22 protein-coding genes, 3 tRNA genes and 2 pseudogenes are annotated in these 19860 nt (G+C 67.0%); 12 read left to right on the top strand and 15 right to left on the bottom strand.

What is annotated here, in order from left to right; all coding sequences use genetic code 11:
- Positions 1-33 precede the first annotated feature (33 nt).
- The 7 genes from ACZ50Z_RS24240 to ACZ50Z_RS24210 all read left to right on the top strand — a co-directional run bounded on the left by ACZ50Z_RS24240 (position 34) and on the right by ACZ50Z_RS24210 (position 6955).
- The gene (locus tag ACZ50Z_RS24240; RefSeq protein WP_464486388.1) at positions 34-618 is read left to right on the top strand and encodes a DinB family protein; all 585 of its coding nucleotides are present in this window, start codon (positions 34-36) and stop codon (positions 616-618) included.
- Positions 619-658: 40 nt separating this feature from the next.
- A complete protein-coding gene (locus tag ACZ50Z_RS24235; protein ID WP_464485819.1) occupies positions 659-2005 on the top strand; it encodes an ABC1 kinase family protein in 1347 nt (448 codons plus the stop codon).
- A gap of 67 nt (positions 2006-2072) precedes the next feature.
- Positions 2073-2921: an alpha/beta fold hydrolase gene (locus ACZ50Z_RS24230; protein WP_464486387.1), complete on the top strand. Its 849-nt coding sequence runs from the start codon at positions 2073-2075 to the stop codon at positions 2919-2921.
- Positions 2922-3009: 88 nt separating this feature from the next.
- Positions 3010-3870: a cyclopropane mycolic acid synthase family methyltransferase gene (locus ACZ50Z_RS24225; protein ID WP_464485818.1), complete on the top strand. Its 861-nt coding sequence runs from the start codon at positions 3010-3012 to the stop codon at positions 3868-3870.
- Between the two features lie 164 nt (positions 3871-4034).
- Entirely contained in the window at positions 4035-4931 is an 897-nt protein-coding gene (mmaA4, locus tag ACZ50Z_RS24220) for a hydroxymycolate synthase MmaA4 (protein WP_464485817.1), read from the top strand.
- A gap of 94 nt (positions 4932-5025) precedes the next feature.
- Positions 5026-5724 (top strand): YciI family protein, encoded by a 699-nt coding sequence (locus ACZ50Z_RS24215; protein ID WP_464486386.1) that lies wholly within the window; start codon positions 5026-5028, stop codon positions 5722-5724.
- Positions 5725-5728: 4 nt separating this feature from the next.
- Entirely contained in the window at positions 5729-6955 is a 1227-nt protein-coding gene (locus tag ACZ50Z_RS24210; protein ID WP_464485816.1) for an RNA polymerase sigma factor, read from the top strand.
- Here the strand turns inward: ACZ50Z_RS24210 and rplA are convergent.
- The 12 genes from rplA to ACZ50Z_RS24150 all read right to left on the bottom strand — a co-directional run bounded on the left by rplA (position 6952) and on the right by ACZ50Z_RS24150 (position 12053).
- Positions 6952-7659, bottom strand: coding sequence for a 50S ribosomal protein L1 (rplA, locus tag ACZ50Z_RS24205; RefSeq protein WP_464485815.1), 708 nt, complete (start codon positions 7657-7659; stop codon positions 6952-6954). The genes ACZ50Z_RS24210 and rplA overlap by 4 nt on opposite strands.
- A 71-nt stretch (positions 7660-7730) precedes the next feature.
- On the bottom strand, positions 7731-8159 hold the full coding sequence (gene rplK, locus ACZ50Z_RS24200; protein WP_007767860.1) for a 50S ribosomal protein L11: 429 nt from the start codon (positions 8157-8159) through the stop codon (positions 7731-7733).
- A gap of 47 nt (positions 8160-8206) precedes the next feature.
- Entirely contained in the window at positions 8207-9004 is a 798-nt protein-coding gene (gene nusG / locus ACZ50Z_RS24195; protein ID WP_464485814.1) for a transcription termination/antitermination protein NusG, read from the bottom strand.
- A gap of 36 nt (positions 9005-9040) precedes the next feature.
- A complete protein-coding gene (gene secE / locus ACZ50Z_RS24190; RefSeq protein WP_464485813.1) occupies positions 9041-9508 on the bottom strand; it encodes a preprotein translocase subunit SecE in 468 nt (155 codons plus the stop codon).
- A 111-nt stretch (positions 9509-9619) separates the two neighbouring features.
- Positions 9620-9692, bottom strand: a tRNA-Trp gene (locus tag ACZ50Z_RS24185).
- A gap of 144 nt (positions 9693-9836) precedes the next feature.
- Complete coding sequence (gene hadC, locus ACZ50Z_RS24180) at positions 9837-10337, bottom strand: (3R)-hydroxyacyl-ACP dehydratase subunit HadC (protein WP_464485812.1); 501 nt, start codon at positions 10335-10337, stop codon at positions 9837-9839.
- A 3-nt stretch (positions 10338-10340) separates the two neighbouring features.
- A complete protein-coding gene (gene hadB, locus ACZ50Z_RS24175; protein ID WP_324683503.1) occupies positions 10341-10769 on the bottom strand; it encodes a (3R)-hydroxyacyl-ACP dehydratase subunit HadB in 429 nt (142 codons plus the stop codon).
- Positions 10756-11208, bottom strand: coding sequence for a (3R)-hydroxyacyl-ACP dehydratase subunit HadA (gene hadA, locus ACZ50Z_RS24170; protein WP_464486385.1), 453 nt, complete (start codon positions 11206-11208; stop codon positions 10756-10758). Before hadA ends, hadB begins: the two co-directional genes overlap by 14 nt.
- A gap of 75 nt (positions 11209-11283) precedes the next feature.
- Complete coding sequence (gene rpmG, locus ACZ50Z_RS24165) at positions 11284-11451, bottom strand: 50S ribosomal protein L33 (RefSeq protein WP_003898538.1); 168 nt, start codon at positions 11449-11451, stop codon at positions 11284-11286.
- A gap of 45 nt (positions 11452-11496) precedes the next feature.
- Positions 11497-11570 (bottom strand) — tRNA-Met (locus ACZ50Z_RS24160).
- Positions 11571-11622: 52 nt separating this feature from the next.
- A tRNA-Thr gene (locus tag ACZ50Z_RS24155) sits at positions 11623-11695 on the bottom strand.
- Between the two features lie 151 nt (positions 11696-11846).
- A complete protein-coding gene (locus tag ACZ50Z_RS24150; RefSeq protein WP_464485811.1) occupies positions 11847-12053 on the bottom strand; it encodes a type II toxin-antitoxin system VapB family antitoxin in 207 nt (68 codons plus the stop codon).
- 134 nt (positions 12054-12187) lie between these two features.
- Here ACZ50Z_RS24150 and ACZ50Z_RS24145 point away from each other — a divergent pair, with 134 nt between their 5' ends.
- From ACZ50Z_RS24145 to ACZ50Z_RS24125, 5 genes and pseudogenes are all read left to right on the top strand, one after another.
- Positions 12188-12901 carry an MBL fold metallo-hydrolase gene (locus ACZ50Z_RS24145; RefSeq protein ID WP_464485810.1) on the top strand — a complete coding sequence of 238 codons (714 nt, stop codon included), beginning with the start codon at positions 12188-12190 and terminating at the stop codon, positions 12899-12901.
- A gap of 69 nt (positions 12902-12970) precedes the next feature.
- Positions 12971-13812, top strand: a pseudogene (locus ACZ50Z_RS24140) (hypothetical protein); the annotation flags it as partial.
- Between the two features lie 13 nt (positions 13813-13825).
- Positions 13826-14521, top strand: coding sequence for a crotonase/enoyl-CoA hydratase family protein (locus ACZ50Z_RS24135; protein ID WP_464485809.1), 696 nt, complete (start codon positions 13826-13828; stop codon positions 14519-14521).
- Between the two features lie 58 nt (positions 14522-14579).
- Positions 14580-16994: pseudogene (locus ACZ50Z_RS24130) on the top strand (molybdopterin oxidoreductase family protein).
- Entirely contained in the window at positions 16991-17470 is a 480-nt protein-coding gene (locus ACZ50Z_RS24125; protein ID WP_464485808.1) for a hypothetical protein, read from the top strand. Before ACZ50Z_RS24130 ends, ACZ50Z_RS24125 begins: the two are co-directional and overlap by 4 nt.
- Positions 17471-17579: 109 nt before the next feature.
- On the opposite strand, the gene ACZ50Z_RS24120 is transcribed toward ACZ50Z_RS24125, so the two are convergent.
- Genes ACZ50Z_RS24120 through ACZ50Z_RS24110 form a run of 3 tightly spaced genes read right to left on the bottom strand, consistent with a single transcriptional unit; the run spans position 17580 to position 19826 of the window.
- Positions 17580-18584 (bottom strand): patatin-like phospholipase family protein, encoded by a 1005-nt coding sequence (locus ACZ50Z_RS24120; RefSeq protein ID WP_464485807.1) that lies wholly within the window; start codon positions 18582-18584, stop codon positions 17580-17582.
- Complete coding sequence (cynS, locus tag ACZ50Z_RS24115; RefSeq protein WP_464485806.1) at positions 18585-19043, bottom strand: cyanase; 459 nt, start codon at positions 19041-19043, stop codon at positions 18585-18587.
- Between the two features lie 33 nt (positions 19044-19076).
- A complete protein-coding gene (locus ACZ50Z_RS24110; protein ID WP_464485805.1) occupies positions 19077-19826 on the bottom strand; it encodes a class I SAM-dependent methyltransferase in 750 nt (249 codons plus the stop codon).
- Between the last annotated feature and the right edge of the window lie 34 nt (positions 19827-19860).

Below are 19860 nucleotides of genomic sequence, written 5' to 3'. Positions count from 1 at the left end.
TACGATCGGCCAATGCCCGCCCTCGCCCCGTCAGTGGCCGACGAACGCAGCGCCCTGCGCGAGTTCCTCGCGTTCCACCAGAGCGCCTATTTCGCCGTGTCGTACGGCCTCACCGACGAACAAGCCCGCGCCACGCCCTCGGTCAGCGCTCTGTCGATCGGCGGGCTGGTCAAGCACGCCACCGGGATGCAGCGCAGCTGGATGGCGCGCGTCGCCGCCGCGCCGGGCGCGCCGCCCAAGGACACCCGTCCGTTCGAGCAGATCAGCAAGGAATTCGCCGACCAGCACGTGATGGGGCCCGACGAGTCGCTGGACGGGCTGCTGCGCGCCTTCGAGGCGCAGAACGCGACGTCGCTTCGGCTGGTCGAGACCACGGACCTCGACGCCGCGGTGCCCGTGCCGCAAGACATCCCGTGGTTCCCCAAGGACCAGCAGGCGTGGTCGGTGCGCTGGGTGATCCTGCACGTGATCAACGAGCTGGCGCGCCACGCCGGGCATGCCGACATCATCCGGGAGACCATCGACGGCGCCACCATGTATGAGCTGATCGCCGGGCTCGAAGGCTGGGCGATCCAGGGATGGGTGCAGCCGTGGCGAGGCGGGGTTCGGCCCCGCTAGAGATTGGGAATTGCCAGTATCGATTTGGCAGACTGCTGGGATGAGTTCTACCAAGCATCGGGAGGTGGCCAAGCTCGACCGGGTGCCGTTGCCGGTCGAAGCGGCCCGAGTAGCGGTGACAGGTTGGCAGGTCACCCGCTCCGCCGCTCGCATCGTCACCAAGCTGCCCGGCAGGGGGCCGTGGCAGCAGAAGGTGATCAGGCAGCTTCCCCAGACCTTCGCCGACCTCGGGCCGACGTACGTCAAGTTCGGGCAGATCATCGCGTCGAGCCCGGGCGCGTTCGGCGAATCGCTGTCCCGGGAGTTCCGCGGCCTGCTGGACCGGGTGCCCCCCGCCGACTCCGGCGAGGTGCACAAGCTGTTCATCGAGGAGCTGGGCGCCGACCCCGCCGAGCTGTTCGCCAGCTGGGACGAGGAGCCGTTCGCGTCGGCCTCCATCGCCCAGGTGCACTACGCGACCCTGCACAGCGGCGAGGAGGTCGTGGTCAAGATCCAGCGGCCGGGCATTCGCCGGCGGGTCGCCGCCGACCTGCAGATTCTCAAGCGCTTCGCCCAGGCCGTCGAGGTGGCCAAGCTGGGCAGGCGACTCTCGGCGCAGGACGTCGTCGCCGACTTCTCCGACAACCTGGCCGAGGAGCTCAATTTCCGGCTGGAGGCGCAGTCGATGGAGGCGTGGGTGTCGCACCTGCACGCCTCCCCGCTGGGCCGCAACATCCGGGTGCCGCAGGTGTACTGGGACTTCACCAGCGATCGGGTGCTGACGATGGAGCGGGTGTCCGGCATCCGCATCGACGACGTCGCCGCCGTCCGCAAAGCCGGGTTCGACGGCGTCGAGCTGGTGAAGGCGCTGCTGTTCTCGCTTTTTGAAGGCGGGCTGCGACACGGCCTGTTCCACGGCGACCTGCACGCGGGCAACCTCTACGTGGACGATCAGGGCCGCATCGTGTTCTTCGACTTCGGCATCATGGGCCGCATCGACCCCCGCACCCGTTGGCTGCTGCGCGAATTGGTGTACGCGCTGCTGGTCAAGAAGGACCACGCCGCGGCGGGCAAGATCGTGGTGCTGATGGGCGCCGTCGGCACCATGAAGCCCGAAGCCGAAGCCGCCAAGGACCTGGAAAAGTTCGCCACCCCGCTGACCATGCAGACGTTGGGCGACATGTCCTATGCCGACATCGGCCGGCAGCTGTCGGCCCTGGCCGACGCCTATGACGTCAAGCTGCCCCGCGAGCTGGTGCTGATCGGCAAGCAGTTCCTCTACGTCGAGCGCTACATGAAGCTGCTGGCGCCGAAGTGGCAGATGATGTCGGATCCGCAATTGACGGGGTATTTCGCGAACTTCATGGTCGAAGTCAGCCGCGAACACTCCTCCGACGTCGAGGTATAGGAGCGCTGCGGTGCAGGTCCGCACGGGACATGCCATATCAGGCGACCTGAAGCTGTACTACGAGGACATGGGCGACGTCGACGACCCGCCCGTCCTACTGATCATGGGGCTGGGAGCCCAGCTGCTGCTGTGGCGCACCGCGTTCTGCGAAAAGCTGATCGACCGGGGTCTGCGCGTCATCCGGTACGACAACCGCGACGTCGGCCTGTCCAGCAAGACCCGGTACGGCAGCTCGGGGCAGCCGCTGGCGACGAGGCTGGCCCGGTCCTGGCTGGGCCTGCCCAGCCAGGCGGTGTACAAGCTCGAGGACATGGCCGACGACGCCGCGGCCGTGCTCGATCATCTCGGCATCGAGCGCGCCCACATCGTCGGCGCGTCGATGGGCGGCATGATCGCCCAGATCTTCGCCGCGCGCTTCCGGGAGCGGACCCAATCCCTGGCGATCATCTTCTCCAGCAACAATGCGGCCCTGCTGCCGCCGCCCGCGCCGCGCGCGCTGCTGGCGTTGCTGAAAGGGCCGCCGCCGAACTCGCCGCGCGAGGTGATCGTCGACAACGCGGTGCGCGTCGGCAAGATCATCGGGAGCCCGCGCTACCGGGTGCCCGACGAACAGGCCCGGGCCGAGGCCGCCGAGGGGTATGACCGCAATTACTACCCGCAGGGCGTGGCGCGGCACTTCGCCGCGGTGCTGGGCAGCGGCAGCCTGCGGCGCTACAACCGCGGCACCGTCGCTCCCACCGTGGTGATCCACGGTCGGGCGGACAAGCTGATGCGGCCCTTCGGAGGCCGCGCCGTGGCCCGGGCCATCGAGGGCGCCCGATTGGTGTTATTTGACGGGATGGGTCATGATCTGCCACAGCAGTTGTGGGATCAGGTGATCGGCGTGTTGACAAACAATTTCGCCAAGGCGTGCTGAGCCAAAAAGCATTCTGCAGAAACATTTCCCCGCATTTTCAGTCCAAGGCGGCGGGTTGTACGGTTGTCAAAGGAGGGTGGGTGTAGCAATGGTGAAGTTGAAGCCGTATTACGAAGAGTCGCAGGCTACCTACGACATTTCGGACGACTTCTTCGCGTTGTTCCTCGACCCCAACATGGTGTACACCTGCGCCTATTTCAAAGACGACGACATGACGCTTGCCGAGGCACAGCTGGCCAAGCTGGACCTGGGGCTCGACAAGCTGAACCTCGAACCCGGAATGACGGTGCTCGACGTCGGGTGCGGCTGGGGCGCGGCCGTGGTCCGGGCGTTGGAGAAATACGACGTCAATGTCATCGGCATCACGCTCAGCCGCAACCACTACGCGTCCACCAAGGCGAAACTGGCGGCGATCCCGACGACGCGACGGGCCGAGGCCCGGCTGCAGGGCTGGGAAGAGTTCGACGAGCACGTCGATCGGATCATCAGCTTCGAGGCCTTCGACGCGTTCAAGAAGGAACGCTGGCCCGCGTTCTGGGATTGGGCGTATGAGACCCTGCCCAACGACAGCCGGATGCTGATGCACAGCATCTTCACCTACCCGCAATCGCACTGGAAGGAGGTCGGCATCAAAATCACGATGACCGACCTGCGTTTCCTGCACTTCCTCGGCAAAGAAATCTTCCCCGGCGGGCAGATGTGCGGCGAATCCGACATCGTCGACCTTTCGCGCGCCAGCGGATTCTCCCTCGAGCAGACGCAATACCTGCAGCCGCACTACGCGCGAACGCTGGACACCTGGGCGGCCAACCTGGAGGCCAATCGCGAACGCGCGATCGCCATCCAGTCCGAAGAGGTCTACGACCGCTTCATGCGCTACCTGACGGGGTGCGCGGGCCTGTTCCGCAAAGGCATCTCCAACGTGGCGCAGTACACGCTCACCAAGTAGCGTCTGCGGAAAAATAGAGTTCGCTTCCGCGGTCGGGCCCGCGACGCGCACTTACACCCTTCGGAATCGACGCCTCGACGTTGGGTATCGTTGCTGGTCATCACCGGACCCCTCGATGCGGTGTGGCAGAGGCAGTGAACGTCATCCAGCAGAACAGGACGAAAATGGCTGAGCAAACGACTGGCCCGACGAAGACGCGCACGCGCTCGGAAGACATCCAGGCGCATTACGACGTCTCCGACGATTTCTTCGGCCTGTTCCAGGACCCATCGCGGATCTACAGTTGCGCCTACTTCGAGCGCGACGACATGTCCTTGGAAGAGGCCCAGCACGCGAAGATCGACCTCAACCTCGACAAGCTGGACCTGAAGCCCGGCATGACCCTGCTGGACATCGGCTGCGGGTGGGGCACCACCATGAAGCGCGCCGTCGAGCGTTTCGACGTCAACGTCATCGGCCTGACGCTGTCCAAGAACCAGCACGCCCGCGCCCAGGCGTTGCTCGACTCCATCGACACCGGCCGCTCGCGCCAGGTCCGCCTGCAGAACTGGGAGGACTTCGCCGAGCCGGTCGACCGCATCGTGTCGATCGAGGCCTTCGAGCACTTCGGCCACGAGAACTACGACGACTTCTTCAAGCGGACGTTCGACATCATGCCCGAGGACGGCAGGATGACCGTCCAGAGCAGCGTCAGCTACCACCCCAGCGACCTGCACGCGCGCGGCAAAAAGCTGAGCTTCGAGACCGCGCGGTTCATCAAGTTCATCGTCACCGAGATCTTCCCGGGCGGCCGGTTGCCGTCCACCCAGATGATGGTCGATCACGGCGAGAAGGCCGGTTTTGTTGTGCCCGAACCGCTTTCGCTGCGGCCGCACTACATCAAGACCCTGCACATCTGGGGCGACACGCTCGAGTCCAACCGCGACAAGGCCATCGAGGTCACCTCCGAAGAGGTCTACAACCGCTACATCAAGTACCTGCGCGGCTGCGAACACTACTTCGCCGACGAGATGCTCGACGTCAGCCTGGTTACCTACCTCAAGCCGGGCGCGGCCGCCTGAAATTCGGCGACGCCTGTCGGATTGGCGCTGCGCGGTTCGTCGAGTAGGTAGAGAGTGGAGCACACGGCTTCGCTCACTACCGGAGGTGACGACCATGCAGTACTTCGCCTTGTTGATCAGCAAGGAACAGGACCGTGCGCCCGACGATGCCGCCGCCGCGATGGCAGCCTGGGAGAACTTCCACGCCAAGGCCGGGCCGGCGATCAAGGCCGGTGACGCGCTGGCCCCCGCCGCGACCGCCGTGGCCATCACCGGCGGCCCGGATGCGCCGGCGGTGACCGACGGCCCCTTCGCGGAGGCCGCCGAGGTGGCGTGCGGCTACTACGTCTTCGAAGCCGAAAACCTCGACGAGGCGCTGGCACTGGCGCGCGACGTCCCGGTGGCCGCGTTCGGTGCGGTGGAGCTGTGGCCGGTGGTCCACGCCGTCGAGCCGTCCCGCGCGCTCACCGGCAACGACTGGCTCGCGCTGCTGACCGAACCCGCCGCATCCGCGCACACGCCGGGCACGCCGGAGTGGGAGGCGGTGGCGGCCAAGCACGTTGAGCTGCACGCCGCGGCCGGCGACCACGTGATCGGCGGCGCCGCGCTGCACGACCGATCCACGGCCACGACGGTGCGGGTGCGCGACGGAGAGGTCCTCATCACCGACGGGCCGTACGTCGAGGGCGCCGAAATCGCCACGGGGATCTACCTGTTGAGCGCCGCCGATCGTGACGAGGCCGTCAAGATCGCGTCGATGATCCCCGCCACTTCCGTGCAGCTGCGCCAGTTGGCGGGCGTCTCCGGACTGTAGCCAGATGGCCGACCTGGACGGCGTCTTCCGCCGGGAGTGGGGCCCGGCCGTGGCCGCGCTCGCGCGGTGGTCGGGTGACCTCACCGTCGCCGAGGACGCCGTCCAGGAGGCCTGCGCCGAAGCGCTGCGCACCTGGCCGCGCGACGGGGTGCCCGCCAACCCGGGCGGGTGGCTGATGACCGTTGGCCGTAACCGCGCCCGCGATCGCCTGCGCCGCGAATCGGCGCGCCCCGGAAAGGAATGGAAGGCAGTGCTGTCGGATATCGGGGCCATCAGGGCACGCACCGAACACACCGACCCGCATCCGGTGCGCGACGACGAGTTGCGGATGATGTTCACCTGCGCGCACCCGGCGCTGGACCGGCAATCGCAACTGGCGCTGACGCTGCGGCTGGTCTCCGGCCTGACCGTCGCCGAGATCGCCCGCGCGCTGCTGCAGACCGAGACCGCGATCGGCCAGCGAATCACGCGCGCCAAGAACAAGGTTCGGCACGCCAACATCCCGCTGCGCGTCCCGCCCGCCGAGCTGTTGCCCGAGCGCACCCCGCACGTGTTGGGTTGCGTCTATTCGGTTTTCACCGAGGGCTACTGGTCGACCGCGGGACCGTCGGCCATCCGCGACGACCTGTGCGACGAGGGGATCCGGCTGGGCGGCGAACTGTGCACGCTGCTGCCGTCCGAGCCAGACGCGCACGCGCTGTCCGCCCTGATGCTGCTGCACGATTCGCGGCGCGCGACCCGGGTGGACGAGTGCGGGATGCTGGTTCCGCTCGAGGATCAGGACCGCCGCCGATGGGACCGCGCACGCATTGCCCGCGGGCTCGAGCGGTTGCGTCACGCCCAGGGCTCGACGGGCGCCTATCTGCCCCAGGCGGTGATCGCCGCCCTGCACGCCACGGCCCCGTCCTGGGAACACACCGACTGGATCGCCATCTGCTCGGCCTATGACCGGCTATGGCAGATCACCGGTTCCCCGGTGGTGGCCGCCAATCGCGCGCTGGCGATCGGCTTTCGCGATAGTCCCGACGCCGGATTGGCGGCCCTGGACGACGTGGCGGGCGACCCGCGGCTCGCCCGCTCGAACCTCGTCGCGACCGTGCGCGCCGACCTGCTGCGCCGCGCCGGCCGACGGGCCGACGCGCTCACGTGGTATCGAACGGCGTTGGAGTCCAACGGCTCTGAGCCGGGCCGCGAGTTTCTGCGGCGCCGCATCGCCGAGTGTGGGGGTTAGTCCTCGGAGAAGTTGCGGGTGACCGACGGGTCCACCGGGATGCCCGGGCCCGTCGTGGTCGACACGGTGATCTTCTTGAGGTAACGACCCTTCGACGCGGACGGTTTGAGCCGCAGCACCTCGTCGAGCGCGGCGCCGTAGTTCTCGGCCAGCGACTTCTCGTCGAAGGAGGCCTTGCCGATGACGAAGTGCAGGTTGGCCTGCTTGTCGATGCGGAAGTTGATCTTGCCGCCCTTGATGTCGGCCACGGCCTTGGCCACGTCGGGGGTGACCGTGCCGGTCTTGGGGTTCGGCATCAGGCCGCGCGGACCGAGCACCCGCGCGATGCGACCGACCTTGGCCATCTGGTCGGGGGTCGCGATCGCGGCGTCGAATTCCAGCCAGCCGCCCTGGATCTTCTCGATCAGGTCGTCGCTGCCGACCACATCGGCGCCGGCGGCCTGCGCCTGCTCGGCCTTGTCGCCCACCGCGAACACCGCCACCCGGGCGGTCTTACCGGTGCCGTGCGGCAGGTTCACCGTGCCGCGGACCATCTGGTCCGCCTTGCGCGGGTCGACGCCCAGCCGGATCGCCACCTCGACGGTCGCGTCCTGCTTGCTCGACGACGTCTCCTTGGCGAGCTTGGCCGCCTCCAGCGGGGAGTAGAGGCTGTTGCGGTCCACCTTTTCGGCGGCGGCGCGATATGCCTTGCTGTTCTTGCTCATTCATGCATCCAATCTGGTGTTGGGTCGTGGTTAGCGGGCCGAAGCTGGCCCTCCCACGCTTTCTGGTACTGCTACTCGACGGTGATGCCCATCGACCGGGCGGTGCCGGCGATGATCTTGGCGGCCGCGTCGATGTCGTTGGCGTTCAGGTCGGCCTTCTTGGTCTCGGCGATCTCCTTGACCTGATCCCAGCTGACCTTGGCGACCTTGGTCTTGTGCGGCTCGGCCGAGCCCTTGCCGACGCCGGCGGCCTTGAGCAACAGCTTGGCGGCGGGCGGGGTCTTGAGCGCGAAGGTGAAGCTGCGGTCCTCGTAGACCGTGATCTCGACCGGGATGACCTGGCCGCGCTGGTTCTCCGTGGCGGCGTTGTACGCCTTGCAGAACTCCATGATGTTGACGCCGTGCTGACCGAGCGCGGGCCCGACCGGCGGCGCCGGGTTGGCCTGCCCCGCCTGGATCTGAAGCTTGATCAGCCCGACGACTTTCTTCTTCGGGGCCATGAGGTTGTGCTGTTCCTTCCTGGTTTATGCCCGGCGGATGCGCCGGTTTAGAGCTTGGAGACTTGGCTGAAGGTCAATTCGACCGGGGTTTCGCGGCCGAAGATCGACACCAGCACCTTGAGCTTCTGCTGCTCGCCGTTGACCTCGCTGATCGTGGCCGGCAGCGTCGCGAACGGCCCGTCCATGACCGTCACCGATTCGCCGACCTCGTAGTCGACCTCGATGGCCGGGCGCTCCAGCCCGCCGGCCTCGGCCGCGGCGGCGGTGGTCGCCGCGCCCTTGGCGGCCTTCTTCGTCGCGCCGCGCGGCAGCAGGAACTTCACCACGTCGTCGAGCGTCAGCGCCGACGGGCGCGAGGTCGCCCCGACGAACCCGGTGACGCCGGGGGTGTTGCGCACCGCGGCCCAGGAGTCGTCGGTCAAGTCCATGCGCACCAGGATGTAGCCGGGTAGCACCTTGCGATTGACCTGCTTGCGCTGGCCGTTCTTGATCTCGGTGACCTCTTCGGTGGGCACCTCCACCTGGAAGATGTAGTCGCCGACGTCGAGGTTCTGCACACGCGTTTCGAGGTTGGCTTTGACCTTGTTCTCGTATCCCGCGTAGGAGTGGATGACATACCAGTCGCCGGGCTTGCTGCGCAGTTCCGCCTTGAGCGCGACGGCCGGGTCGACCTCTTCGGCCGGTTCGTCGGGCGACCCGGCGTCGGCGGCCTCGTCGGCGATCGCCTCGGTGGCCTCGTCAGAAACCTCGGACGCCCCGGAAGCCTCGGAAGCTTCGGGGGCCTCGGCGGTCTCTTTCAGGTCGACCGCGTCACCCGCGGACGGGTCACCGTCGAAGGTAGTCACGGTGTGAGTCCTCTCTGTCACTTTTAAAGCACTCGCTCAGCCGAACACCAACAGCACCAGCTTGGTCAGGCCGAAATCCGCCAGGCCGACCAGCGCCACCATGAAGGCCAGGAAGGCCAGCACGACGGAGGTGTAGGTGAGCATCTGCTTGCGGTTGGGCCAGATGACCTTCCGCATCTCCGCAACGACCTGCTTGAGGTAGTTGTAGACGAACACGAACGGGTTGGCCCGGCTGTCCGCGGATTTCTTCGGCTTGGCGGCCTTCTTGGCCCCGCCGGTCTTCGAGGCGCCCTTCGTGGCCTTTTCCTTGCCGGAAGCCTCGATGTCGTCCGGCGACTCGGTGTCGGCGTCCTCGCCGGCCTCGGTCGCCTTCTGGCGGGACCGCTTACCGGTCGGGCGCTGTGGCCGCGTCACCACCGCCGTCCGGACACCGCTCGCGCGGCCGTCCGTCGTGTCAGTGCCGTCGCTTGCGGCGTCGTTGGCAACGTCGCCTTCGTCGCTCACCGCACGCTCCTTTGTTTGCTCGTACCCCGAGAGCCGTCCCATCGGTGGCGGCACACCTTCCAGTGTCCACCATGACACACCCTCGTCGGCCGGTGTCCCGTCCGTCTTCAGCAGGGGCGACAGGACTTGAACCTGCAACCTGCGGTTTTGGAGACCGCTGCTCTGCCAGTTGAGCTACGCCCCTTCGCGGTTGGCAGGCCAACCTGCGCTTACCTACCGGGGCTTACATGACACGCGCGCCTTCCGATCGCTCGACTCACGGAAAGCGCGCTGGTGCTGGGAAAACCCCGAGGTCCGAGTGTACATCGCGGCGGGAGTCAGATACTAATTACGCCGTTCTGACGACCTGCCCGGACTCCGCGTCCCATTTGAGGTTCGCGGAACCGTCGGTGTACTGGCTCATCAACGTGGTGTAGGCCTCCAAGACCACTTCGTCTTTTTCGTTTGTGCAGATGTTCTTGGTGACGACGATGTCGGCGCCGAAACGCTCGTCCACCGATTGGATGTCCATGCGGGCCCACAGCTTGTCGCCGGCCTTGATCGGCTTGGAGAACACGAAGCGCTGGTCGACCTGGACGATCACCAGGGTCTCCATGCCGATGTCGACATGCCGGAAGAAATCGAGCTGAACCAGCTTGGCGAAGATGGTCGCGAAGGTCAGCGGCGCGATGATCGCGTCGTGGCCGAGTTCGGCGGCCGCGGCCTCCTCGAGGTGAGCGGGGTGGCGATTCTTGACGGCTAGCGCGAACTGGCGGAGTTGCTCACGGCCAACGACGAAGTAATCGGGGTAGCGCCAGATCATCCCCCTGATGTCTGTCTTGAGCGCCATGGGCTATGCGAGGGTCGCGGACGCGATGGCCCTGCCGAAGATCTTCTTGCCGCCGGTGGTGGCCGTGAGCGCGATGGTCACGGACTTGGTCTCTGGGTCTGCCGACTTCACCCGGCCGCTGAAGACCAGCTCAGCGCCCTTGCCATCGTTGGGCACCGGCACCACGGCGGTGAACCGCACGTTGTACTCGGTGACGGCGCCGGGGTCGCCGATCCAGGAGGTGACGTAGCCACCGCCGATGCCCATGGTCAGCATGCCGTGCGCGATCGCGGTGTCCAGGCCGACCACCTTGGCGATCTCGTCGTCCCAGTGGATCGGGTTCAGGTCGCCGGATACTCCCGCGTAATTCACCAGGTCCTGTCGGGTCAGCGGGTAGGTCTTCTCCGGCAGCTGGTCACCCACCTTCACGGAGCTGAACTCACGCAGTGGCATCAGTAAATCCCTCTTCTCCATCATCCCCGGCACGCCCCGCCAGGGTCGTGTAGGTCTCTTGCACGACGTCACCGGCCTCATTGGTGATGACATTCTTGGTGACGATGATCTGGGTGCCGTGCGACACGCGCACCGAGTCCACGTAAACGTCGCAGTAGAGCTTGTCCCCGGCCACCAGCGGCGCGAAGAACTTCAGCACCTGGTCGACCTGCACGATCTGGGCGTCGTGGACGGCGACGTTGGCGTGCTTGAAGAACGCCGTCTGCGCCGTGTAGCCGAACACACAGACAAATGTCAGAGGGGCCGGCAGGCCCGTGTAGCCGAGATCGGCCGCCGCCTTTTCCTCGAAATACGCCGGGTCGTCGTGTTTGACGGCGACGGCGTACTCGCGGATCTTCTCCCGCTCCACCTCGTAATGATCGGGGTAGCGGTAGTGCATCCCGACGATGCTTTCGGTTAACGGCACGGCTCTTAAACTACCTAGTCAATCGGAATAAACGCTGGCGGGCCGCCGCTAGCGTGTCTCCCGATGCGCCTGGTGCTTGCCGCAGTTGGGGCAGAACTTCTTCAGCTCCAGTCGGTCCGGGTCGTTCCGGCGGTTTTTCTTGGTGATGTAGTTGCGGTGCTTGCACACCTCGCATGCCAAGGTGATCTTCGGCCGTACGTCGGTACTGGACGCCATGACGGTTCTCTCTCGATTCTTGAAAAGATCTGTGCTGTTCTGTTGTAGCGATGGCCGGACTCGAACCGGCGACCTAACGATTATGAGTCGTTCGCTCTAACCGACTGAGCTACATCGCCTCTGGCCACCCCTTTCGGGGTCGGGGCCGCCACGCCTGCTCGGCGTCCGCCGAGCCCCCTAACGGAATCGAACCGTTGACCTTTTCCTTACCATGGAAACGCTCTACCGACTGAGCTAAGGGGGCCGTTCACCCGAAGCGATCAGTCGCGCGGGCCTAAAAGAGGGTACAACCTGGCTCGCAGCGGCACCAAACCACGAGTACCGATGGACGGCGGTCGGCGGTGGTTACCCGAAATGCCCGGCTGCTCAAAGCGTTGACGAAGCCGCCGCGCGGCTCACCCGGTCTCGCTGGACCGGGTGGGTCGCCACGCGTTGAGGTCGCTGAACTCGTCGTACTCGTCGTCCTCGTCGGCGGAAGCGTCTTGGTGAAGCAGGGTGCGCAACGCGAGATTGACGGCCTCGCGCGCGTCGGCGAGATGAAAGCGCTGGATCGCCTCGTCGACCAGATCGAGGTCGACCTCCATTTCGACCTTCTTCTTCATGCGCCAACAATACCCACAGAAAACACGCCTAACCCGGTGCTCAGAAGCGGTGTCGCCACCTCTTTCCGGTGGCGCGAACGATGCGGTGGCGGACTACCCGCGCCGCTCCGCGATCCGGGTCCTAATCTGGTCACGTGTCATCCGACCGGCTGTACTTTCGTCAACTGCTCTCCGGCCGCGACTTCGCCGCCGACGACATGTTCGCGACGCAGATGCGCAATTTCGCGTACCTGATCGGCGACCGGCAGACCGGGGACTGCGTGGTCGTCGACCCGGCCTACGCCGCCGGTGATCTCCTCGACGCCCTCGAGGCCGACGGCATGCATCTGTCCGGGGTGCTGGTGACCCATCACCACCCCGACCACGTGGGCGGATCGATGATGGGTTTCTCGCTGCAGGGCCTGGCCGAACTGCTGGAGCGGGCGCCGGTGCCGGTGCACGTCAATACCCATGAGGCGCTGTGGGTTTCGCGAGTCACCGGGATCGGTCTGGGCGACCTGACCGCGCACGAGAACCATGACAAGGTCAGCATCGGCGACATCGAGATCGAGTTGCTGCACACCCCCGGTCACACCCCGGGCAGCCAGTGTTTTCTGCTCGACGGCCGCCTCGTCGCCGGTGACACGTTGTTCTTGGACGGTTGCGGGCGCACCGACTTCCCCGGTGGCGACTCCGACGAGATGTACCGCAGCCTGCAGCGGCTCGCGACCCTTCCCGGTGACCCGACGGTGTTTCCGGGGCATTGGTATTCGGCCGAGCCCAGCGCGTCGCTGTCGGACGTCAAGCGGTCCAACTACGTGTATCGGGCGGCAGACCTTGACCAATGGCGAATGCTGATGGGTGGCTGAGCGTCGGGTGATCGCTCGATGGTGACCATCCGGCGTCCGGCCCTGTGATATAAGCGGAGGGTGGATTCCATGGGTTGGATCCAGGACAGCTGGCATGGGGTCACGCACGTCGGGTCCAGCACCTGGATAGCGTGGGCAGCGTGGGCGGCGATCGCCCTCGCCGTCGTCACGCTGGTCTTCACCAACAGCCAGATCAGCCGCAATCGCCGCGCGGCGGCGGAACAAACCCGCCCGCACGTCGGGGTGTTCATGGAACCGCATCCCGCCGACTGGCACGTGATCGAACTCGTGGTCCGCAACTTCGGCCAGACCGCGGCCTACGACATCGAGTTCTCGTTCGCCAATCCGCCGACGGTGGCCGAATACGAAAGCGCCACCGACGGTTACGCCGACGTCGTCGAACTGCGCCTGCCCCGCGAGCTGCCGGTGCTCGCACCCGGCCAGGAATGGCGCCTGGTGTGGGATTCCGCGCTGGACCGCGCCGAGATCGGCAGCGGCATCGAATCGCGATTCACCGGGACCGTCAGCTACTACGACCGCCCCGATCGGCCACGCGGGCGGCGATTCTGGCAGCGCGAGCGTTCTCCCCTGCACACCGACGTGGTGCTGGACTGGAACACTTTGCCGCCCGTGCAGCGCATCGAGTTGATGACCACCCATGACCTGGCGAAGCGGGAAAAGGAGAAGCTGGAGCTGCTGCGCGGCCTGCTGACCTATTTCCACTACGCCAGCAAGGAGACCCGGCCCGAGGTTTTCCGCAGCGAGATCGAACGCATCAACGCCGCGGTTCGGGAGACCCAAGACCGATGGCGCACCCGCCAACTCGACGAACCCACCGATGTCAGCCTGCGCTGGAGTAACGCCGAAGACGATCTGGGCAAACACCACAGCCAGCCCGCCTGACGGCAAGGAGCAGGAGCACCCATGACCGCCCCGGTCCACTACAGCATCAAGGACTCCCTTGCCGTCATCAAGATGGATGACGGCAAGGTCAACGCGCTGGGCCCGACCATGCAGCAGGCCCTCAACGATGCGATCGACACGGCCGAGGGGGACAACGCCGGGGCGCTGGTGATCACCGGCAACGAGCGGGTGTTCAGCGGCGGCTTCGACCTGAAGATCCTCACCTCCGGCGAGGTGCAGCCCGCGATCGACATGCTCCGCGGCGGGTTCGAGCTGGCGTACCGCCTCCTGTCGTATCCGAAACCGGTGGTGATGGCATGCACCGGCCATGCGATCGCGATGGGGGCGTTCCTGTTGTCGTCGGGCGATCACCGGGTGGCCGCCCACGCCTACAACATCCAGGCCAACGAGGTTGCGATAGGCATGGTCATCCCCTACGCCGCGCTCGAGATCATGAAGCTGCGGCTGACGCCGTCGGGGTATCAGCAGGCCGCGGGGCTGGCCAGGACGTTCTTCGGTGAAACCGCGCTTGCCGCAGGCTTTATCGACGAGATCGTGCTGCCCGAGATGGTGCTGGACCGCGCCGAGGAAGCCGCCACCGAATTCGCCGGCCTGAATCAGCGCGCGCACGCCGCCACCAAGCTGCGCGCCCGCGCCGACGCCCTGGCCGCCATCCGCGCCGGCATCGACGGGATCGAGGCCGAGTTCGGGCTGTGAGCCGCTGAGGCCCGCGCCCAAAGGGTTTCGGGGACCGTCGCCGGGGAAATCCCCGCGTGTGGCCATAGATCGCATCGCTGACCCGTGGGGCACACGCACCCCGTACGAGCCCGGCAGCCGATGGCCGGACCGGGTCGACACCTACCTGGCCGACGGGATCACCGCCGAGTCGGTGGATCGGTGGGTGCAATCGGCGGCGGTGCTGCACTCCAACGGCGACGGCTTGGACATCGCCGTCAAGGACGGCCGGATCGTGGGCGTGCGCGGGCGCGCCGTCGACCGGGTCAACCACGGGCGCCTCGACCCCAAGGATCTGTTCGGCTGGCAGGCCAACGCCTCCCCCGACCGGCTCACCACGCCGATGATCAGGGAGCGCGGCGAGCTGAAGCCGTGCGACTGGGACACGGCCATGGGGCGGATCGTCGAGCGCAGCAAGGGCTTGCTCGACAGCTTCGGCCCCAGCTCGATCGGCTTCTACACGTCCGGGCAGTTGTTCCTGGAGGCCTACTACACGCAGGGCGCCATCGCGCACGGGGCGATCGGCACCAACCACGTCGACGGCAACACCCGGCTGTGCACCGCGACGGCGGCCGAGGCGCTGAAGGAATCGTTCGGCTGCGACGGGCAGCCGGGGTCCTACACCGACGTCGACCACGCCGACGTCATCGCGCTGTTCGGGCACAACGTCGCCGAGACGCAGACGGTGCTGTGGACGCGGATGCTGGACCGGCTGGCCGGCGGCTCGCCGCCGGCGATCGTCTGCGTCGACCCGCGGCTGACGCCGGTCGCCCGGCGCGCCACCGTGCACCTGGCGCCGGTGCCGGGCACCAACGTCGCGTTGATGAACGGGCTGCTGCACGAGATCATCGGCAACGGCTGGATCGACCAGGACTATATCGATTCGCACACAGTCGGTTTCGACGAGCTGCGCGGCCGGGTGGACGAGTTTCCGCCCGAGCGGGTCGCCGAGATCTGCGGCGTGCCGGCCGAGGACATCCGGCACGCCGCGCGGCTGCTGGGCACGGCGGAACGGCTGCTGTCCACCGTGCTGCAGGGCTTCTACCAGTCGCACCAGGCCACCGCGGCGGCCGTGCAGGTCAACAACATTCACCTGGTGCGCGGCATGCTGGGCAAGCCCGGCTGCGGTGTGCTGCAGATGAACGGGCAGCCGACGGCGGAGAACACCCGCGAATGCGGCGCCGACGGCGATTTGGCCGGCTTCCGCAACTGGTCCAACGACTCTCACGTCGCCGAGCTGGCGAAGTTGTGGAACCTCGAGCCCCTGCAGATCCCCCACTATGGTCCGCCCACGCACGCCATGCAGATGTTCCGCTACGCCGAGGAGGGGACGCTGCGGATGTTGTGAGTCACCGCCACCAATCCGCTGGTGTCGCTGCCGGAGCTGGCCCGCATCCGCGACATCTTCTCCCAGGAGCGGCTGTTCCTCGTCGTCCAGGACATCTTCCTGACCGAGACCGCCGCGCTGGCCGACGTCGTGTTGCCCGCCGCGGCGTGGGCTGAGAAGACCGGCACTTTCACCAACGCCGACCGCACGGTGCACCTGTCCGAAAAGGCCGTCCAGCCACCGGGTTCCGCGCGCCCGGACCTCGACATCTTCCTGGACTACGCGCGCCGGATGGACTTCCGCGATAAGGACGGCCAGCCGTTCCCGCCCTGGACCGATGCCGAGTCGGCGTTCGAGGCGTGGAAGAAATGCAGCGCGGGGCGGCCCTGTGACTACACGGGTCTGAGCTATGAGAAGCTGCGCGGCGGCAGCGGCATCCAATGGCCTTGTAACGCAGAACATCCCGACGGCACCGAACGGCTCTACGCCGACGCGAAGTTCTGGGCGAAACCCGACTACTGCGAGGCCTACGGCAAGGACCTGATCACCGGCGCGCCGCTGCAGCCCGACGAATACCGCTCGATGAACCCCTACGGCAGGGCGATCATCAAGGCGGCCGAATACGTTCCTCCCCACGAGCGGACCAGCCCGGAGTTCCCGTTCGCACTGACCACCGGCCGCACCGTCTACCACTTCCACACCCGCACGAAAACGGCGCGGGCACAGCAACTCCAGCAGGCCGCCCCCGAGGTGTGGGTCGAGGTGTCGGCGGGCGATGCGCGCCGGCTGGGCATCGCCGAGGGCGAGCTCGTCGAGGTGAGCACGCCGCGCGGTTGCATCTGGTGCGCGGCGCGCATCAGCGGCATCCGCGACGGCGTGTTGTTCGTGCCCTTCCACTACGGCTACTGGGACCGCAAGGCGCAAGGCGCCGGCGGGGCTCATCACCGGGCCGGCAACGAACTCACGCTGACCGATTGGGACCCGGTGTCCAAGCAGCCGATCTACAAGACGGCGGCAGCCCGGCTGCAAAAAACCCATGCGCGGCACGCGGAGCGAAACGGGCCGGTGCCGACGGCCGCTGCGACGGCCGTTGTGACCGAAGCGCTTTCGACGGGGAGCCGGCGATGAAGCTCAAACTGGCGATCCGCGAGCTGCACCGCTCCGAACGCAAGCTGGCCCATGAACTCAACGTGGTCGCCGCGCGCCACCGCAGCGACCAGGACATCAGCCACCTGGCGCGCGACCTGGCCGGCTGGTCTTGCCGTCACGTTGCCGAGCTGGCGCACCACGGCCGCCACTACGACCTGCGGCTGTCCGCCGATCCGCGCACCGGTGCGATCACCGGTTCCCTGCAATCGCGTCTCAGCGGCCTGCTGCGGCGCCGGCCGGAGCCCGGACTGGTGCTGCTCGCCGACCTGCGCCGGATTCACCGGCTGTCGGCGGGGGTGTCGCTGGATTGGGAGCTGCTGGCCCAGGGCGCGCAGGCAGCCAAGGATTCGGAGCTGCTGGACCTGACCTCGCGCTGTCATCCCGAGACGCTGCGGCAGATGCGCTGGGCCAACGCGATGCTCAAAGAGCTTTCGCCGCAAGTGCTGATGAACTAAACGGCGAACGCGGTGGCCACTATCAGCGGCCACCGCGTTCCTCTCGCCTCCTCGCCGCCAGTCTGGCACGTGCGCGGCGAGCCGTCACTTCACCCGCCGCGACGACGGTTTACCGGAACCGATCCAGATAAGCCGGCCAGTCCCACGTCGACAGGAAGTTTTGCGCCGCGGCGTAGCCGCTCTCGTACAGCTCGTCGAGGCGGCCCTTCGAGATGTCGAAATCGAGTACGCCGACATCGGTGGACTCGACGGGGATGGCGCGGGCTGCGACCCACGGCCGGCTGAGATGGGTCTGGTCGTGGCCGGCCAGCATTGTGGTGACCAGGCTTTCCAGCAAGGCCGTCTGTTCGAGGAAGCGCAACGGTTTCAGGGCCGGCATCACCGCACCGATGCCCTCGGTGAGCCTCGGCAGCACCGTGACACCGAACGTGGGCCAGCGCGGCGCCCTGCCGTCGGGCCGGTCGAAGGTGTCGATGGGAAAATTCGACAGCACGCCGCCGTCGACGAGGGTGGACGTCGTGCCGTCGGCTCCGGTCAGCTTGACCGGGCGATAAAAGAACGGGATCGCCATCGAGGCGCGCACCGCGTCGGCCACCGGCTGCTCGTCGGGGTCCAGGCCGTAGAGCCGCCGATAGTCCCACGGGAACCGCACCAGCTGGGCCGCGGTCAGATCGGCGACGGTGACCACCAGCCTGTCGCGCCGCCCTTCGAGCAACCCCTCCTCGTCGAGGTGCAGATCGCCGAAGGAGGTGACCCCGAAGTTCTTCAACTCGCTGCGAATCCAGTCGTGGGCCACGTCGCCGCGGTACATGCTCGAATCGGTGACCAGCCCCCAGGCCGCGCCGAGATAGGGGACGGGCCCGGCGTCGCGCCACTTGTGCAGGGGGACCGAGAAGGCGAGCTCCTTCACCTGCGCGCCGGTCAGCTGACCATCGGTGGATCCGGCCGCCAGGATCGCCGCGACCACCGAACCGGCCGAGACCCCCGACACCCGCTTGATCGAATAGCCGGCATCCATCAGCGCGACGATGGCGCCGACCAGGCCGATGAACTTGACGCCCCCACCGGAGAGCACCAGGTCAACGGGCTTCGGCTGATGTGGGTCGGATGCCATCTACTGTTGTTCCGCCGAAACCCATTGGTAGGGAAGGAATTTCCCATCGAAGGTCACCACGACGCGGTCACCGGAGGGGTGCGGTTTCTTCTGGATGTCGACGCTGAAGTTGATCGCGCTCATGATCCCGTCGCCGAACTGTTCGGCGATCAGCTCTTTGAGCGCGCCGCCGTAGACCTGCAGGGCTTCGTAGAAGCGGTAGACGGTCGGGTCGGTCGGCACCGCGCTGGGCAGGCCACCCCGCATGGGCGGCGCGGCCAGCACGGGCACGGCCGACTCGCCGAGGCCCAGCATCTCGGTCAGGGTCTTGGCCTGCTCGACCGGAATCGGGTGCTGTCCGAGCAACGCCGCCGTGGTCCACACCACCGGTCTGTCGATGGCGTCGGCGAGCTGTTGCCATGTCAGCCCCTTCGCCAGGCGCGCGACGACGATCTGTTCGGTGAGTTCGGTTCTCGTCATGGGTCCAGCATGCACGCCGGCCGCGCCGGGACTTCAGCCCGGTTTGGTCGCGGTGACCAGCCGTGTCGAGAACCACGGGCCGCCGTACCACATCCGCCAACCGAGGTTTTGCCGCCGCACGTTGCGCCAGCCCAGTTCGCGCAGCCGGTCGGCGTGCTGGCGCGTCTCCCACAGGTCCGCGATCGCGAGACGGCCGCCCGGGCGCAGCACGCGCACGGCTTCGTCGAGCGCCTGTCGGCGGCCGGCGTGGCCGCCGATGTTGTGGATGGCGAGATTGCTGACGATCACGTCGACGCTCTCGTCGGCCAGCGGCAGCGCGGTCATGTCGGCGGTGTGCACCTCGACGCGATCGGCGACGCCTTCGGCGACCGCGTTGGCCAACGTGGCCTGCTGCGAGTTGTCCGTCTGGTCCGCCTGCCACAGATCGACACCGATCGCGCGGCCCCGCGGCAACCGCTTGGCGGCGGCCAGCAGCACCGCACCGCGCCCACACCCGAGGTCGAGCACCGTCTCGTCGCCGGCGAGCCGAAGATCGCGCAGAACCCGGTCCCACACAACGAATTTCCCGGACCGCGTCGCGTACATGTACAGCAGCGTGTTCCCCGCGATGCCGGCGCTCGACACCGCGGCCAGCGCCGCCCGCAGGCGCTTGCCGCGCGCCCAGCTGACCCCCGCCCACACGGCCAGGGCGGCGGCCTGAGCGCCTACGCCTATCGCCTGGGTGCGGGCCGAGACCTTGTGGAAAGATCCGTCGACTCCGTAATCGCCCTGATGATCATGCACGCCCCCACCTTACGACTCAGCAAGTCGCCGAAGG

This window comes from Mycobacterium sp. NTMscope_MAC_269, from assembly GCF_976985695.1.
This window is presented reverse-complemented; position numbering and strand designations above follow the sequence as displayed.